16 protein-coding genes are annotated in these 13,860 nt (G+C 64.1%); 9 read left to right on the forward strand and 7 right to left on the reverse strand.

Annotation, left to right across the window (positions count from 1 at the left end; genetic code table 11):
• Positions 1-21: 21 nt before the first annotated feature.
• Positions 22-1,974: an FAD-dependent oxidoreductase gene (locus GEV38_RS13530; RefSeq protein ID WP_054573111.1), complete on the reverse strand. Its 1,953-nt coding sequence runs from the start codon at positions 1,972-1,974 to the stop codon at positions 22-24.
• Between the two features lie 176 nt (positions 1,975-2,150).
• On the opposite strand from GEV38_RS13530, the gene GEV38_RS13535 reads away from it, so the two are divergent.
• The 6 genes from GEV38_RS13535 (at position 2,151) to GEV38_RS13560 (ending at position 6,212) form a co-directional block, all read left to right on the forward strand.
• Positions 2,151-3,194 carry an ABC transporter substrate-binding protein gene (locus GEV38_RS13535; RefSeq protein ID WP_054573112.1) on the forward strand — a complete coding sequence of 348 codons (1,044 nt, stop codon included), beginning with the start codon at positions 2,151-2,153 and terminating at the stop codon, positions 3,192-3,194.
• A 23-nt stretch (positions 3,195-3,217) separates the two neighbouring features.
• Positions 3,218-3,973, forward strand: a complete 756-nt coding sequence (locus GEV38_RS13540) for a class II aldolase/adducin family protein (RefSeq protein WP_054573126.1) — start codon at positions 3,218-3,220, stop codon at positions 3,971-3,973.
• Positions 3,974-4,113: 140 nt separating this feature from the next.
• On the forward strand, positions 4,114-4,998 hold the full coding sequence (locus GEV38_RS13545; protein ID WP_023663280.1) for an EamA family transporter: 885 nt from the start codon (positions 4,114-4,116) through the stop codon (positions 4,996-4,998).
• 114 nt (positions 4,999-5,112) lie between these two features.
• Positions 5,113-5,433: a YbjQ family protein gene (locus GEV38_RS13550; RefSeq protein WP_015270179.1), complete on the forward strand. Its 321-nt coding sequence runs from the start codon at positions 5,113-5,115 to the stop codon at positions 5,431-5,433.
• 138 nt (positions 5,434-5,571) lie between these two features.
• Positions 5,572-5,760 carry a hypothetical protein gene (locus tag GEV38_RS13555; RefSeq protein WP_003253897.1) on the forward strand — a complete coding sequence of 63 codons (189 nt, stop codon included), beginning with the start codon at positions 5,572-5,574 and terminating at the stop codon, positions 5,758-5,760.
• Positions 5,761-5,900: 140 nt separating this feature from the next.
• On the forward strand, positions 5,901-6,212 hold the full coding sequence (locus GEV38_RS13560) for a hypothetical protein (RefSeq protein ID WP_023663278.1): 312 nt from the start codon (positions 5,901-5,903) through the stop codon (positions 6,210-6,212).
• Positions 6,213-6,258: 46 nt separating this feature from the next.
• On the opposite strand, the gene GEV38_RS13565 is transcribed toward GEV38_RS13560, so the two are convergent.
• Both GEV38_RS13565 and ampC read right to left on the reverse strand, forming a co-directional pair.
• Positions 6,259-6,591: a hypothetical protein gene (locus tag GEV38_RS13565; protein ID WP_003253895.1), complete on the reverse strand. Its 333-nt coding sequence runs from the start codon at positions 6,589-6,591 to the stop codon at positions 6,259-6,261.
• A 301-nt stretch (positions 6,592-6,892) separates the two neighbouring features.
• Complete coding sequence (gene ampC, locus GEV38_RS13570) at positions 6,893-8,035, reverse strand: class C beta-lactamase (RefSeq protein WP_054573114.1); 1,143 nt, start codon at positions 8,033-8,035, stop codon at positions 6,893-6,895.
• A gap of 119 nt (positions 8,036-8,154) precedes the next feature.
• Between ampC and GEV38_RS13575 the strand changes: the two genes are divergently transcribed.
• Complete coding sequence (locus tag GEV38_RS13575; protein WP_015270181.1) at positions 8,155-9,147, forward strand: bile acid:sodium symporter family protein; 993 nt, start codon at positions 8,155-8,157, stop codon at positions 9,145-9,147.
• A 170-nt stretch (positions 9,148-9,317) separates the two neighbouring features.
• Here GEV38_RS13575 and GEV38_RS13580 read toward each other — a convergent pair whose 3' ends face one another.
• Positions 9,318-9,911 (reverse strand): DUF4157 domain-containing protein, encoded by a 594-nt coding sequence (locus tag GEV38_RS13580; RefSeq protein WP_024087033.1) that lies wholly within the window; start codon positions 9,909-9,911, stop codon positions 9,318-9,320.
• The gene (locus GEV38_RS13585; RefSeq protein WP_054573115.1) at positions 9,898-10,461 is read right to left on the reverse strand and encodes a TetR/AcrR family transcriptional regulator; all 564 of its coding nucleotides are present in this window, start codon (positions 10,459-10,461) and stop codon (positions 9,898-9,900) included. Before GEV38_RS13585 ends, GEV38_RS13580 begins: the two co-directional genes overlap by 14 nt.
• Before the next feature lie 89 nt (positions 10,462-10,550).
• Here GEV38_RS13585 and GEV38_RS13590 point away from each other — a divergent pair, with 89 nt between their 5' ends.
• Positions 10,551-11,282, forward strand: a complete 732-nt coding sequence (locus GEV38_RS13590; RefSeq protein WP_015270184.1) for an SDR family oxidoreductase — start codon at positions 10,551-10,553, stop codon at positions 11,280-11,282.
• A gap of 29 nt (positions 11,283-11,311) precedes the next feature.
• A complete protein-coding gene (locus GEV38_RS13595; RefSeq protein WP_054573116.1) occupies positions 11,312-11,923 on the forward strand; it encodes a 2-hydroxychromene-2-carboxylate isomerase in 612 nt (203 codons plus the stop codon).
• 94 nt (positions 11,924-12,017) lie between these two features.
• Here GEV38_RS13595 and GEV38_RS13600 read toward each other — a convergent pair whose 3' ends face one another.
• Positions 12,018-12,563, reverse strand: coding sequence for a cupin domain-containing protein (locus GEV38_RS13600; protein ID WP_003248033.1), 546 nt, complete (start codon positions 12,561-12,563; stop codon positions 12,018-12,020).
• 81 nt (positions 12,564-12,644) lie between these two features.
• A complete protein-coding gene (locus GEV38_RS13605) occupies positions 12,645-13,850 on the reverse strand; it encodes an MFS transporter (RefSeq protein WP_054573117.1) in 1,206 nt (401 codons plus the stop codon).
• Between the last annotated feature and the right edge of the window lie 10 nt (positions 13,851-13,860).

The raw sequence follows: 13,860 nt of genomic DNA on the forward strand, positions 1-13,860 counted from the left end.
AAAGCCGCAGTATGTACAGCCTCAGAGCGCCCAGGCAACCGTCAGGCCATCGTGAATCGCTTCTTCGGCGGTACGCGGCGCCAGGCAGTCGCCAATGCGGCGCACCTCGACCAAGCCAGCCAGCTCCGTTGCCAGGCGGTCTTCCGGTTGATGGCCCTGGCACAGTACCAGGGTGTCGATGCCTTCGAAGATCATCGGTTCGCCGCTGGCGGTGTGCTGCAGGTACACCGTGTTGTCGTCGCAGCCATACAGGCGGGCATACGGTGTGATGGGAATACCCAGGCGATGCAGCTCGCCGGCCAGTTGGTCGCGCACGTACAGCGGCAGGCTTTCGCCGCAATGGGTGCCATTGACCGCCAGCTGCACCTGGTGGCCGTCGCGTACCAGGCGTTCGGCGATGCCGGGGCCGATCCAGTCGCAGCGCCAGTCGATCACCAGTACCGAGCGGCCCGGTTTTGCTTCACTGCGCAGTATTTGCCAGGCATCCACCACCTGTAGATCACCGGTGCGCTCGAAGGCCGGCCAGTAGGGGGTGGCACCGGTGGCGGCGATCACCAGGTCGGGGCGTTCCCGTTCGACCAGTGCGCGGTCGACCCGGGTGTTGCGCACCACTTCCACGCCCGCCAGGGCCATTTCCCGTTGCAAGTTGGTGCTGGCGCCACCGAACTCGCTGCGCCGTGGCAGCAACTGGGCCAGCAGCACCTGGCCACCGAGCTGCGGGCCAGCCTCGTACAGCGTGACCTGATGCCCGCGCGCAGCGGCCACGGCGGCGGCTTTCATGCCGGCGGGCCCGCCACCGGCCACGAGGATGCGCTTGGGGCGGGTGGTGGGTGGCAGTTGCTCGTACTGCAACTCGCGGCCAGTCTCTGGTCGCTGGATGCAGGAAATGGGCAGGCCGCGGTGGAAATGGCCGATGCAGGCCTGGTTGCAGGCGATACAGGCACGTACGTCCTCGACCTGGCCATGCTCGGTCTTGTTGGGCATCTGCGGGTCGCATATAAGCGCGCGGGTCATGCCGCAGACGTCGGCCTGGCCACGGGCCAGGATCAGTTCGGCTTCCTGGGGCTGGTTGATACGCCCGGTGACGAACAGCGGGATGCTCAGGTGTTGTTTGAAGGTGCCGGCCTCACGGGCCAGGTAGGCCGGTTGAATAGCCATCGGCGGCACGATATGCACGGCGCCGCCGAGGGACGCCGACGTCCCGGCAACGATGTGCAGGTAGTCGAGCTGGCCTTGCAAGGCAACCGCTGCGGCCAGCGATTCATCCTCGCTCAGCCCTTGGCTGTCGCGCTCGTCGGCACTGATGCGCAGGCCGATGATGAACTGTTCGTCGGTAGCCGCGCGTACGGCGGCCAGCACTTCGCGCAGGAACCGCAGGCGCTGCTCCAGCTCACCGTTGTAGCCATCCGAGCGCTGGTTTACCCGCGGGTTGAGGAACTGCGCAGGCAGGTAGCCATGGCTGGCCACCACTTCAACGCCATCCAGCCCGGCCTGGTGCAGGCGGCGGGCAGCGCTGGCATAGCCCTGGACGATCTCGTCGATCATCGCTTGGTCCAGTGCGCGCGGCATCACCCGGAAGCGTTCATTGGGTACCGCGGACGCCGAGTAGGCCACCGCCAGCAAACCGTCCGCCGACTCCATGATCTCCCGCCCGGGGTGGAACAGTTGTGACAGCACCACGGTGCCATGCTCATGGCAGGCCTCGGCAAGCTGGCGGTAGCCGTCGATGCAGGCATCGTCGGTGGCCATCAGCACATGCGAGGTGTAGCGAGCGCTGTCATGCACCCCGGCCACCTGCAGCACGATCAGGCCCACGCCACCGGCGGCGCGGGCGCGCTGGTAGGCGATGAGCTTGTCGTTGACCAGGTTGTCGGTAGGCAGGCAGGTGTCGTGGCCGGTGGACATGATGCGGTTCTTCAAGCGTTTGCCGCGGATCTGCAAGGCTTCGAACAGATGAGGGAAGGCGGTCTGCATACAGGCGGCTCCGGTGCGATGTTGTTCTTGTTTTTTTATAAAAGTGTAGCACCAGTAAAAAATCAACTTGTTTTTTTACTAGTCGGCGACTAGGTTTTTCTCACCCTCGTGGCGAGGGCGTGACCTCACAACAACAAGAAAACGGGCCCCTCGGGCACCGGCAGGAGGCAACTACGATGCAGGTATTCCCACGTGTAAGCAGCCTTTGCGCAGCGTTGCTGGCCATGGGCCTGGGCAGTGCGCAAGCGGCACCGCAGATGGTCGTGGTCGGCTATGGTGGTGCCGGCCAGAAAGCTCAGGACGAGGCGATCTTCAAACCGTTCAGTGCCCAGGATGGCAGCAAGCTGATCCAGAGTGAGTACAACGGCGAGATGGCACGGATCCAGGTAATGGCCGAGACCGGCAATGTCGACTGGGACGTGGTGCAGATAGAAGGGCCTGACCTGATGCGCGGCTGCGACGAGGGCGTCTACGAGCAGTTGGACTGGCAGCGCATGGGCCATGCGGATGAACTGATTGCCGACGCCGCACAGGCCTGCGGCTCGGCCGCGCTGGTATGGAGCGTGGCCATTGCCTATGACCGCAACAAGCTGGCACAGGCGCCTGCGTCGTGGGCCGACTTCTGGGACGTGAGCAAGTACCCGGGCAAGCGCGGCCTGCGCAAGCGTGCGGTGTACAACCTGGAGTTCGCCCTGATGGCAGATGGGGTGAAGGTCGAGGATGTGTACCAGGTCCTGGCCACCCCGGCAGGGGTCGAGCGTGCCTTTGCCAAGCTCAGCGAGCTCAAGCCGTATATCCAGTGGTGGGACGCCGGCGCCCAACCTGCCCAGTGGCTGGCGGCGGGAGACGTGGTGATGACCTCGACCTATAGCGGGCGCATCGCCGTGGCGGCCCAGCAGGGCAGCCCGCTGGCGGTGGTCTGGCCTGGCAGCCTGTATGGCATGGATTACTGGGCGATCATCAAAGGCTCGCGGCATGTCGACCAGGCCAAGCGGCTGATTGCCTACGCCAACCAGCCGGACACCCAGGTGCGTTATGTGCAGCAGATTCCCTATGGGCCGACCAACACCCAGGCGGCGGCGAAGCTAGACCCGTCCCTGGCCAGCTGGGTGCCTACTTCGCCGCAGAACCTGCAGGGGGCGTTGGCGATGAATGTGGAATTCTGGGTCGACCATGGCGAAGAGCTGGAACAGCGCTTCAATGCGTGGGCCAGCAAATAGCGTACTGCAAAGGTATAACGATGATGACCACAACGGAACAAAGCCTGCGCCAGGAGCTGGCCGCCTGCTATCGGCTGATCGCCCATTTCCGCATGAGCGACCTGATCTTCACCCATATTTCCCTGCGCCTGCCGGGGCCGGAGCACCACTTCCTGATCAATCCGTACGGCTTGCTGTTCGATGAGATCACGGCCTCCAGCCTGGTGAAGATCGACCTGCAGGGCCGGCCGGTTGAAGCGACGCCGCACCCGGTCAACCCGGCCGGTTTCGTCATCCACAGCGCCATCCATGCTGCCCGCGAGGATGCCCGCTGTGTGTTGCACACCCACACCCGGGCAGGTTGTGCGGTGGCGGCGCTGGAATGTGGGCTGCTACCGCTCAACCAGATGTCCATGGAGTTTTATGGCAAGGTGGCATACCACGCCTATGAAGGGATTGCGCTGGACATGGATGAGCAGCGAAGGCTGGTAGCCGACCTAGGCGACAAGCCGGTGATGATCCTGCGCAACCATGGCCTGCTGACCACTGGGCGCAGCGTGGCCGAAGCATTCCTGCGCATGTACTACCTGGAGAAGGCGTGCGAGATCCAGTTGGCGGCACAGAGTGCCGGGCAGGTGATTTTGCCGCCGGCCGAAGTGTGCGCGCATACCGAGCGGCAGTTCAATGAGCCTGGACGAGGGTTGAAACAGGGCGAACTGGCGGATCCGGATGCGTTGCAGCTGGCATGGGCGGCACTGTTGCGGATGCTGGAAAAGGTCGCACCTGGATACCGGAGCTGACGCTCCGCCACCTCGGCAACCCTTGCACGATAACAGTCACTGTTGCGCACCTCTGGGCCGCAACTGTGCTGGTCCCTGTCAAAGGAATAGCCTTATGCTGTAACGAAATATGTCTAGAAAGCTTGAAGAAGGATGTCGCAATGCCACTCAAGGATCTGCTCATCGCCCTGGTGGTGATTGTCGCCTGGGGAGTCAACTTCGTGGTCATCAAGGTTGGCCTCGATGGGTTGCCGCCGATGTTGCTGGGGGCATTGCGCTTCTTGCTGGTGGCATTCCCGGCGATCTTGCTGGTCAAGCGGCCGAAGTTGCCCTGGCGCTGGCTGATCGCCTACGGCGCGACCATTTCGCTGGGCCAGTTCGCTTTCCTGTTCCAGGCCATGTACAGCGGCATGCCGCCAGGGCTGGCCTCGCTGATCCTGCAATCGCAGGCGTTCTTCACCCTCGGCTTCGCCGCGTTGTTCCTCGGCGAGCGGCTGCGCCTGGCCAGCGTGCTGGGGCTGCTGGTGGCCGCCAGCGGCCTGGCGCTTATCGGCAGCGAAGACGGCGGCCATGTACCGATGTTGGCGCTGGTGCTGACCCTGTGTGCCGGCGCCATGTGGGGCATGGGCAACATCATCACCCGGCGCTTTGGCTCGGTTGACCTGGTGGCGCTGGTTATCTGGGGCGGGCTGATCCCGCCACTGCCGTTCCTTGCGTTGTCCTGGTGGCTGGAGGGGCCGGAGCGCATCGGCCACGCCATTGCCAATATCAGCTGGAGTTCGGTATTGGCCCTGGCTTACCTGGCGTTTGTCGCCACCATGCTCGGCTACAGCCTGTGGAGCAAGCTGCTGTCGCGCCACCCGGCCGGCAAGGTGGCGCCGTTCTCGCTGCTGGTGCCTGTGATTGGCCTGAGTTCCTCGGCGTTGTTGCTGGGCGAGCGTCTGACTGCGACCCAGGGCTGGGGCGCATTGCTGGTGATGGCAGGGTTGCTGGTGAACGTGTTTGGCGCAAGGCTTGGGCGCCGGTTAAGGGCTGTCAGCGCGTAGCTGACTCTGTGGGAGCGGACTTGCGTCGCGAAAGGGCCGCTCCCACAAATGCGCGTTGCAAACAGGGCGCTCTGTTAGAATCGGCCTCTTTTGCCAGGCCAATGGAGCGCACCCATGATCATTTCAACCACCAGCCAGCTCGAAGGCCGCCCGATTGCTGAATACCTGGGTGTGGTCAGCTCCGAATCGGTGCAGGGCATCAATTTCGTGCGCGATTTCTTTGCACGTTTTCGCGACTTCTTCGGCGGGCGTTCGCAAACCCTGGAAAGCGCACTGCGCCAAGCCCGGGAGCAGGCCACCGAAGAACTGAAGGCGCGGGCACGCCAGTTGCAGGCCGATGCGGTAGTGGGTGTGGATTTCGAGATCAGCATGCCGTCGGTACAGGGCGGCATGGTCGTGGTATTTGCTACCGGTACAGCGGTGCGCCTGAAGTAGAGCGTCTGCCGCTGGTCGGGTCCAAGGCTTCGGTCTGGGCGGTCCGCAAATGACCAGCTAGTCTCACTTTCACAGGTCGCGTTTGGTAGAGCAACTGTTCTGGTTGCCGACGCGTCCGCCACTGGAGGGAGACAGGGCATGAGCGAATCCTTTTTCGAAGACCTGAACGACGCGTTCCCGATCAACAGCCAGGTGCGTTGCGGCCAAGCGGCATTTCGCCTGGGCTTCGCCCACATGACGCTGGATGATTCCGAACAGCTCCAGCCTGCACATCTGCAGCGCAGCAAAAAAGGCCGCTTCATGCCGCGGGTTCCGCTCAAGAAGTGATCCCGCTCCAGCACAACCCCGCCGAATGGCGGGGTTTTTATTGCCATTTCTTGATCCGCCTCATGGCATTGCCGGGTAGCACTCGCAGGATGGCCAAGGCTGTGGTTTTCTTGCGCGGCATTCCAGCAACGGAGGATTGAATGCTCATGCGAGTCAGGGAAGAGACCTATTGGCAATGGGCCGACGCACAGCTGCACAGCCGCTGCCACGACGAAGCACTCAGTGACGGCACCACGCTGGACGTGCAGGTGCGCCTGTCGCGCCTGGGGGCGACCCAACTGTTTTTGGGGTTGTACGCCGGTGATGGGCGAGCGTTGCTGGAGGAGTATTACCCCGCACGCCCAGGCGAGACCATGACTCGCGCCCTGGTGTGGGGTGTAGACCGCGCCCGGGCGATGGCAACCGGCGCCTTGCCGCTGCCGGAGCCCCGCAGCCAGCGGCGCCAGGCATGAAAAAGCCCGGCCTGTGCGGGCCGGGCTCAGATAAAGGTGGGAACCCTCAGTTGAGCGGTTCGATCACCTTGACTGCCTGCTGCTCACGGGCAGCGGGCCATTCTTGTTGCAGGGTCTGCAGGACGCGGCCGACGAACTCGGTATCGGCGGCGGCCTTCTTGCCGACGTAGCCTTGGCCACGGCGGTAGACCTTGAAGCGGGCACGCATGCTGGGCAGGTGCTCTTCGAATTCATCTTCGACGGTGTTCGGTGGCAGGCGGTCGAGGCGCACTTCACCGGTCTGGCTTACCCACAGCAGATGGTCGTCAAGGCTGTCCTTGCGTACGGCGAACAGCTGGGCCAATTGGTCGATAGTCGGATTGTTGTTCAAGTTCATCATAAAGCCCCCATTACCCATTCGTAGGTGATTTTTCACAGTTGGCGCTACCACGGTGTAGCGCACTACCAAGGCTGCTACAGCAGCATCGCAACAGGGGCTTTCTCACGCTGCCTTTTGGACAGTTTCCCTCTCCACGGACGGCCTGCGTTACCGCGCAGGCCGTCTGGAACACCCTTGCCACCGCTCCCGATCAGGGAGACGGCTTCATCATGCCCAAGGGCGATGAACGGCGTCAACCATTTTGTAGTGAATATTTTTGCTCACTACATTGTGTCGTTTTGTTCGACAATCGCTGCCCGCACTACAGCCCGGAGAGAATGTCGAAGGCTGCGCGCACCCGGGCTTCGTTCGGGTAGTTTCGGTTGGCCAGCAACACCACGGCCAGTTGTTCGGCGGGCACGAACGCGGCGTAGGCGCCGAAGCCATTGGTCGAGCCGGTCTTGTTGTACCAGGCTGCCGGCAGCGGCGGCAGGGCTGGTTGCAAGCGTGTGGTTGCCTGCGGTTCACGGATTAGCTGCGGGCCGTTGCCATCGATCAGTGTGGCCAGCGTGACCGGGTAGGGGTAACGCTCCCAGCCCAGGCTCTGGGTCATGGCGCCGACCTGGAAGTAGCCCCGCTGGGTGATGGCCGTGGCTTGTGCCAGCGCCGGTGGCAGCCGCTCCGGCTGCATGTGCAGGCGCACATAGCGCAGCAGGTCGCTGGCGCTGGTCTTGATGCCGTAGGCTTCGTCGGCGTAAGGGCCGGGGCCGACACGCACCGGCTTGTCGGCACTGTCGTAGCCCTGGGCATACAACCCCTGGGCGCTGGCCGGGACCTGCAGATAGGTGTTTTCCAGGCCCATCTGTTTCAGCAGGCCCTCGCTCATCAGCGTGGAAAATGGCTGATGCTGCGCTCGGGCGGCCAGGTCACCGAACAAGCCCAGGCTGGGGTTCGAGTAGCAGCGCTGGGTGCCGGGTTTGGCGCGGGGTTGCCAGTGACGGAAGAAATCGACCACCTGCTGCGCCGTCTGCACCGCATCCGGGAACTGCAACGGCAGGCAGTCGGCACTATAGGCGCCCAGCTCCAGCACGCTTGCGTCGCCGATGGGGGCGCCGGCAAGGGCCGGGTGATAGCGCTTGGCCGGGGCATCGAGGTCCAGCTTGCCTTCGGCACTGGCCAGTGCGGCCAGGGTGGCGGTGTAGGTCTTGCTCAGCGAACCGATCTCGAACAGCGTGTCGCGGCTGACCGGCACATTGTCGGCCTTGCTGGCCACGCCATAGCTGAAGTAGTACGCGTGGTTGCGAGCATAGACAGCCACGGCCATGCCGGTGATGCCTTGCTCTTGCATCAGCGGGCGGATGATCTGGTCGACCTTGGCCTGCAACTGGTCGTCGGCCTGGGCGGCACTGTAGCCCAGGGTGAGAGTGATGGCGGCTGCAAGTGCAGCCAGGCGGGAGAGGGGCATGAGCGAGTCCTGTGCTGGAGCGTGTCCGTTGAGCGACACCGGTGGGGGTTCCGGCGTTAGCGGCGAAAAGCCGAAGACCTTATCGTCTGCCCTTGCACAATGACAAGACGGAAACTGTGATGAAGTATTTGCGCATGTTATTCGACAATTTCACCCTGGCCTTGCTCGGGGTGGTGCTGATTGCCACCGTGCTGCCTTGCTCGGGCGACGGCGCAGTGTATTTTGGTTGGCTGACCAACCTGGCCATCGGCCTGCTGTTCTTTCTGCACGGCGCCAAGCTGTCGCGCGAGGCGATCATTGCCGGAGCGGGGCACTGGCGCCTGCACTTGCTGGTGTTCTCCTGCACCTTCGTGCTGTTCCCGCTGCTGGGCCTGGCGTTCAAGCCACTGTTCGTGCCGCTGGTGGGCAACGAACTTTACCTGGGCGTGCTCTACCTGTGTGCCTTGCCGGCTACCGTGCAGTCGGCCATCGCCTTCACTTCGCTGGCGCGTGGTAACGTGCCGGCGGCCATTTGCAGTGCGGCGGCATCCAGCCTGCTGGGTATCTTCCTCACGCCGTTGCTGGTAATGATGTTGCTGGGGGCCAGCGGTGATACCGGTTCTGGTCTGGATGCGGTGCTGAAGATCACCCTGCAGCTGCTGGTGCCGTTCGTGGCCGGGCAGGTCGCCCGGCGCTGGATCGGTGCCTGGGTCAAGCGCAATGCGCGCTGGCTCAAGGTGGTGGACCAGGGTTCGATCCTGCTGGTGGTCTACACCGCGTTCAGCGAGGCGGTGGTCACCGGGCTGTGGCACACGGTATCGCCGCAGCACCTGGCCGGGTTGTTTGCCGTGTGCGGAATCTTGTTGGCGGTGGTGTTGTACGGTACCCGGCTGCTCGGCAAGCTGCTGGGCTTTGACCTGGAGGACCGCATTACCATCCTGTTCGCCGGTTCGAAGAAGAGCCTGGCTACCGGGGTGCCAATGGCGCAGGTGCTGTTCGTCGGCAGTGGCATTGGCGCGATGATCCTGCCGCTGATGCTGTTCCACCAGATTCAGCTGATGGTCTGTGCAGTGCTGGCGCAGCGTTATGCCAGCCGTGAGCAGGTGGCTGAAGAAGCTTCGGCGGCGTCCTGACACCTGGTTTGGCCACTGATGCGGTCGCCATGTAGGAGCGGCTCTGTGTCGCGAAAGGGCCGCAAAGCGGCCCCGGCAATATCTGCTCCAAGCTGAAATCGAGGGGCTGCTGCGCAGCCCTTTCGCGACACAAGGCCGCTCCTACACGGCGACCGCGAAATGACCAGAAATTATCTGGCCTGCCCTGAACCACGCTCGCGCAGCGCCTTGCCTACCTCGGCCTCGATCTTGTAGGCCGGCGCTTCCAGGTCGTCGTAGTTGCGCGTGTAGCGCCGGGCGAACTCTTCTACACCCAGCTGCTGATACTGCTGCACATGCTTGAGCTCATGTGCCCACAACGCCACGTTGTCCTCGGCGTCGGCGGGGCGGCGGAAGATGATCGTGTCGATCAGCGTCACGGCGTTCACATCGGGGTTCTGCAGCAGCGCATTGGCCGCGCTCATCTGCTGTTCGTCACCCACCCGGAAGCGCGCCGCGTCGAGCACGGCAAAGTCGTACCAAGGTTCGAGTTGCGCACGGATATGCAACGGGATCGGCTCGACGCCGCTGGCGGTGGCTTCGTCGCGGGCCTGCTGCAAGGCGTAGGTCAGGCTGGACGAAGCCAGTACTTCCACGTCCTTGAAAATCTGCCCGGCCTGGCCGGGGTCGATGGGCGCACAGAAACATCCCATCAGGCACACCTGGTATTGCCCTGGCGGGCAGGCCTGTTCGGCGAGTGCAGGCAAGCTCATCAGTAGCCCCAGCAGTAGACTAATCCGCTTCATGCAGGGCCTTCTCGACAAAGTGGCGGCTGGCGTCCAGTACCTGCGACTGCACGCTTTCCGTGGCCAGCATGCGCCCGACCAGCAAGGCACCGACGCACTGGCTGATCAGCACCCAGGCCAATTCGCTGTCTTCCAGGGTCGCGCTCCAGGCCTGGTGCAGCTCCACCAGCCAATGCTCGGCCACGGCGCGCACGGGTGCTTCGGCCCGGGCAATCTCCACCCCCAATGGCGGCAGCGGGCAGCCACCTTCGGCATTGTGCAGGTGGGCCAGGCTCAGGTACTGCTGCAGGCAACGGCCCAGGCGTTCGCGACTGGCGCCCTGGTTTGCCAGGCGCGCCAGCGGGCTGTTGCACAATTCCTGCCGCACTACCTCGGTGAACAGGTCGTCCTTGGACGGGAAGTGGTTGTAGAAGGCTCCGCCGGTCAGGCCGATCGCCTTCATCAGCCCGGCTACGCCGGTGCTGGAAAAGCCCCCGCGTTTGGCCAGCGCGCCGCTGCTGGCCAGCAGCCGCTCGCGGGTTTGCTGCTTGTGTTCGTTGGTGTAGCGCATTCAGTTGCCTCTGCAGGCGGGCTTGACGGTGGCGGCGATCATAACATAGCGTTCGTTTACTAAACGATCATTCACCAATGGAGGCAGGCATGACAGAACAACAAAAAGTGGTGCTCGTGATTGGCGCGGGGGATGCTACCGGCGGCGAGATCGCCAAGCGCTTTGCCCGCGAGGGCTACATTGCCTGTGTTACCCGGCGCCAGGCTGACAAGTTGCAGCCGCTGCTGGACGAAATCCGCGCTGCCGGCGGCCAGGCCCACGGGTTTGGCTCCGATGCGCGCAAGGAGGAGGAGGTGGCGGCGCTGGTCGAAACCATCGAGCGTGATATCGGCCCGATCGAAGCGTTTGTGTTCAATATCGGTGCCAATGTGCCCTGTAGCATTCTTGAGGAAACCCCGCGCAAATACTTCAAGATCTGGGAGATGGCCTGTTTTGCCGGTTTCCTTACCGCCCAGGCGGTGGCCCGGCGCATGGTCCAGCGCGAGCGTGGCACCATTCTGTTCACCGGCGCCACCGCTGGCACTCGTGGCGCGGCGGGCTTTGCGGCATTCGCCGGGGCCAAGCATGCCTTGCGCGCCCTGGCCCAGAGCATGGCGCGCGAGCTGGGGCCGCGGAACATCCATGTCGCCCACGTGGTGGTTGACGGGGCCATCGACACCGCCTTCATCCGTGACACATTCCCCGAGCGCTACGCCCTCAAGGGCCAGGATGGCATCCTCGACCCGGCCCACATCGCCGACAGCTACTGGTTCCTGCATGCCCAGCCCCGCGACGCCTGGACATTCGAGCTGGACCTGCGCCCCTGGATGGAACGTTGGTAACCCCCTTTCACCGAGCAAGGACCGTAACCATGCACAAGACTGTCGATTTCTTTTTTGACCTGGGCAGCCCGGCCAGCTATCTGGCCTGGACTCAACTGCCTGGGCTGTGTGCCCGCCAGGGTGCCACGCTGCGTTACCGGCCGATGCTGCTGGGCGGGGTTTTCCAGGCTACCGGTAATGCTTCGCCGGTGATGATCCCGGCCAAGGGCCGTTACATGTTCACCGACCTGGCGCGCTTCGCCGAGCGCTACGGGGTACCGTTCGGGTTGCCGCCGGGGTTCCCGGTCAATACCTTGACCCTGATGCGCGGGGCAATGGGCACCCAGCTGCGTTCGCCGGAGCGGTTCGAGGCGTTGCTGGCGGTGCTGTTCAATGGGCTGTTTGCGCAGCGCCGCAACCTGGGCGATAACGCCGTCCTCGACGACACGCTGAGCCAAGGCGGCTTCGACCCGCAGGCATTTCGCGCGCTGGCGGGTGATGACGAGGTGAAGGCCGCGCTCAGGCATGCGACCGAAGCTGCAGTGGAGCGCGGGGTGTTCGGCGCGCCGACCTGTTTTGTCGGTGACGAGATGTTCTTCGGGCAGGACCGCCTGGACTTTGTCGAAGAGGCCCTGCGTCAGGGGGGCGACAGCCTTACCTGAAGGCGCCTCTCCCACAGGGTTGGCGCGTTTCCTGTGGGAGCGGCTTCAGCCGCGAACACCGGCAAAGCCGGTGCCATCTCCATGCATAAAGCAGTCAGAAGTTCGCCGGGGTGTTGGCGCTGATGATTTCGGCCTCGTCCGGGCCGATGTTCTTGAAACTGTGCGGCAGGGTAGTGGGGATGTAGTAACCGTCGCCCGAGTTGAGCACGCTCACCTGGCCATCGACCCACAACTCGACGGTGCCGCGTGTGACCAGGCCACACTCCTCACCCTCGGCATGCACGATCGGCTCGCCCGAATCGGCACCCGGTGCATACAGTTCACGCAGCATGCGCATCTGCCGGCCTTCGACACTGGCGCCAACCAGCAGCATGCGCAGGCCGTTGCGGCCCAGATCTGGCTGCTCGCCGCCACGGAACACGTAGCGCTCTTCGCGCACCGGCTCGTCGAAACTGAAGAACTCCGCCAGGCTCATCGGAATGCCTTCGAGCAGTTTTTTCAGGGAGCTGACCGAAGGACTGACGCGATTCTGCTCGATCTGCGAGATCGTCGAATTGGTCAGCCCGCTGCGGCGGGCCAGTTCCCGTTGGGAGAGGTTGTTGCGTTCACGCACCAGTTTGAGTCGCGTCCCCGTGTCCATAGCCGCCTTGTAATCAGAGGTGTCAATAATAATGAGCGATGCGCATTAAAACACACTCTGCGCGCTTGCGCGCTGTGCTTGTCAGGCCCGCTGATCGCGGGGCATTGGCCATGACCCCACCAGCAGCAACAGCGCCGCCACCGCCAGGAATGGCAAGCGTGGATCGACGGCATAAACCAAGGTGCCGGCCAGCGGCCCGATCACTGCACCCATGCCCTGCGCAGCACCGATGGACCCGGCCGTCGCGCCTTGCTCGGAGGCGTGCATGGCATTGGCCGCCAGCGCCGAAAAGGCCGGGAAGACAAAGCCCATGCCAGCCGCCGCGACAAAGTAGCAAGCCCACAGCCATGGAGCCGTGGTGGCCAGCGAGCCGCAGGCAAAGCCCAGGGCCGAAACCGTGGCGCCGACCCGGATCATCTTCAACGGCGGCCATTCCAGCTGGCGCAGCAGCACCTGCGCCAGGATCAGTGCAACGCCTACCGTGGTCAGGGCGATGCCGGCAGCCTGGGCAGCCTCGGCAGGGCCCAGGTGCAGGCGGTCGAGGGCAAAGAAGCCGACGATGATCTGCGATACCGTGACGCTGAGCATGGCGCTGAACGCCACCAGCAAAGGCCGGCGCAGGCGTGGGTCGTTCAGGCGCACCGGGCTGGGAGCATGGCTGTGCGGCAGCGCCTGCGGCTTCAGGGTGAACAGCAGGACCAGAAAGGCACTGGCCGGCAGCAGCGACATGATATGGAACGGCAGGCTCAGGCTATGCCGCGCCAGCAGCGCTGCCAGCGCCGGCCCCACCACCAGGCCGACGGCGTTGGCCGCCCCCAGCGAGGCCATGGCCCGGGCCCGGCGTTGCGGTTCGACATGGTCGGCGATCAGCGCATTGCAGCCCACCGGGATGGCAGCATAGAAGGCGCCGATACAGCCGCGCGCGACCATCAGGCCGATGAAGGCCAGGGTCGCTCCCGGTAGCCAGCGCAGCGCACCTTCTACGAACAGGCACAGCAGCCAGTAGGCCAGGGTGAAGCCGGCGCTGCCCAGCAGCAGGATGCGCCGACGGCCCAGACGGTCTGCGGCGCGCCCCCAAGGCCGGGCCAGCAGCACCCAGACCACGCCCGCCACGGTCACGGCGGCACCGGCTTGCCAGGTGGCCATGCCGAGCTGGCGGGCGATCGGGCCGATCAGGGCGACGAAGGCCATCATCGACATGGTGCAGGCCATGTTGGCCAGCAGCAGGGGGCGCAAGTCCAGGGTACTGGCGGGTGCGAGTGTGGCAGGATCCTTTGCGACATTCATAGGGCAGTCC

Source organism: Pseudomonas sp. 13159349 (assembly GCF_013305685.1).
Taxonomy (GTDB): Bacteria; Pseudomonadota; Gammaproteobacteria; order Pseudomonadales; family Pseudomonadaceae; genus Aquipseudomonas; species Aquipseudomonas asiatica.

Coding starts and splice junctions, on each gene's coding strand:
- GEV38_RS13540 (WP_054573126.1), top strand. CDS start 3,218: ATGACCACAACGGAACAAAGCCTGCGCCAGGAGCTGGCCGCCTGCTAT.
- ampC (WP_054573114.1), bottom strand. CDS start 8,035: ATGCCCCTCTCCCGCCTGGCTGCACTTGCAGCCGCCATCACTCTCACC.
- GEV38_RS13580 (WP_024087033.1), bottom strand. CDS start 9,911: ATGAAGCGGATTAGTCTACTGCTGGGGCTACTGATGAGCTTGCCTGCA.
- GEV38_RS13595 (WP_054573116.1), top strand. CDS start 11,312: ATGCACAAGACTGTCGATTTCTTTTTTGACCTGGGCAGCCCGGCCAGC.
- GEV38_RS13605 (WP_054573117.1), bottom strand. CDS start 13,850: ATGAATGTCGCAAAGGATCCTGCCACACTCGCACCCGCCAGTACCCTG.
- GEV38_RS13530 (WP_054573111.1), bottom strand. CDS start 1,974: ATGCAGACCGCCTTCCCTCATCTGTTCGAAGCCTTGCAGATCCGCGGC.
- GEV38_RS13575 (WP_015270181.1), top strand. CDS start 8,155: ATGAAGTATTTGCGCATGTTATTCGACAATTTCACCCTGGCCTTGCTC.
- GEV38_RS13550 (WP_015270179.1), top strand. CDS start 5,113: ATGATCATTTCAACCACCAGCCAGCTCGAAGGCCGCCCGATTGCTGAA.
- GEV38_RS13535 (WP_054573112.1), top strand. CDS start 2,151: ATGCAGGTATTCCCACGTGTAAGCAGCCTTTGCGCAGCGTTGCTGGCC.
- GEV38_RS13590 (WP_015270184.1), top strand. CDS start 10,551: ATGACAGAACAACAAAAAGTGGTGCTCGTGATTGGCGCGGGGGATGCT.
- GEV38_RS13600 (WP_003248033.1), bottom strand. CDS start 12,563: ATGGACACGGGGACGCGACTCAAACTGGTGCGTGAACGCAACAACCTC.
- GEV38_RS13555 (WP_003253897.1), top strand. CDS start 5,572: ATGAGCGAATCCTTTTTCGAAGACCTGAACGACGCGTTCCCGATCAAC.
- GEV38_RS13565 (WP_003253895.1), bottom strand. CDS start 6,591: ATGATGAACTTGAACAACAATCCGACTATCGACCAATTGGCCCAGCTG.
- GEV38_RS13560 (WP_023663278.1), top strand. CDS start 5,901: ATGCTCATGCGAGTCAGGGAAGAGACCTATTGGCAATGGGCCGACGCA.
- GEV38_RS13545 (WP_023663280.1), top strand. CDS start 4,114: ATGCCACTCAAGGATCTGCTCATCGCCCTGGTGGTGATTGTCGCCTGG.
- GEV38_RS13585 (WP_054573115.1), bottom strand. CDS start 10,461: ATGCGCTACACCAACGAACACAAGCAGCAAACCCGCGAGCGGCTGCTG.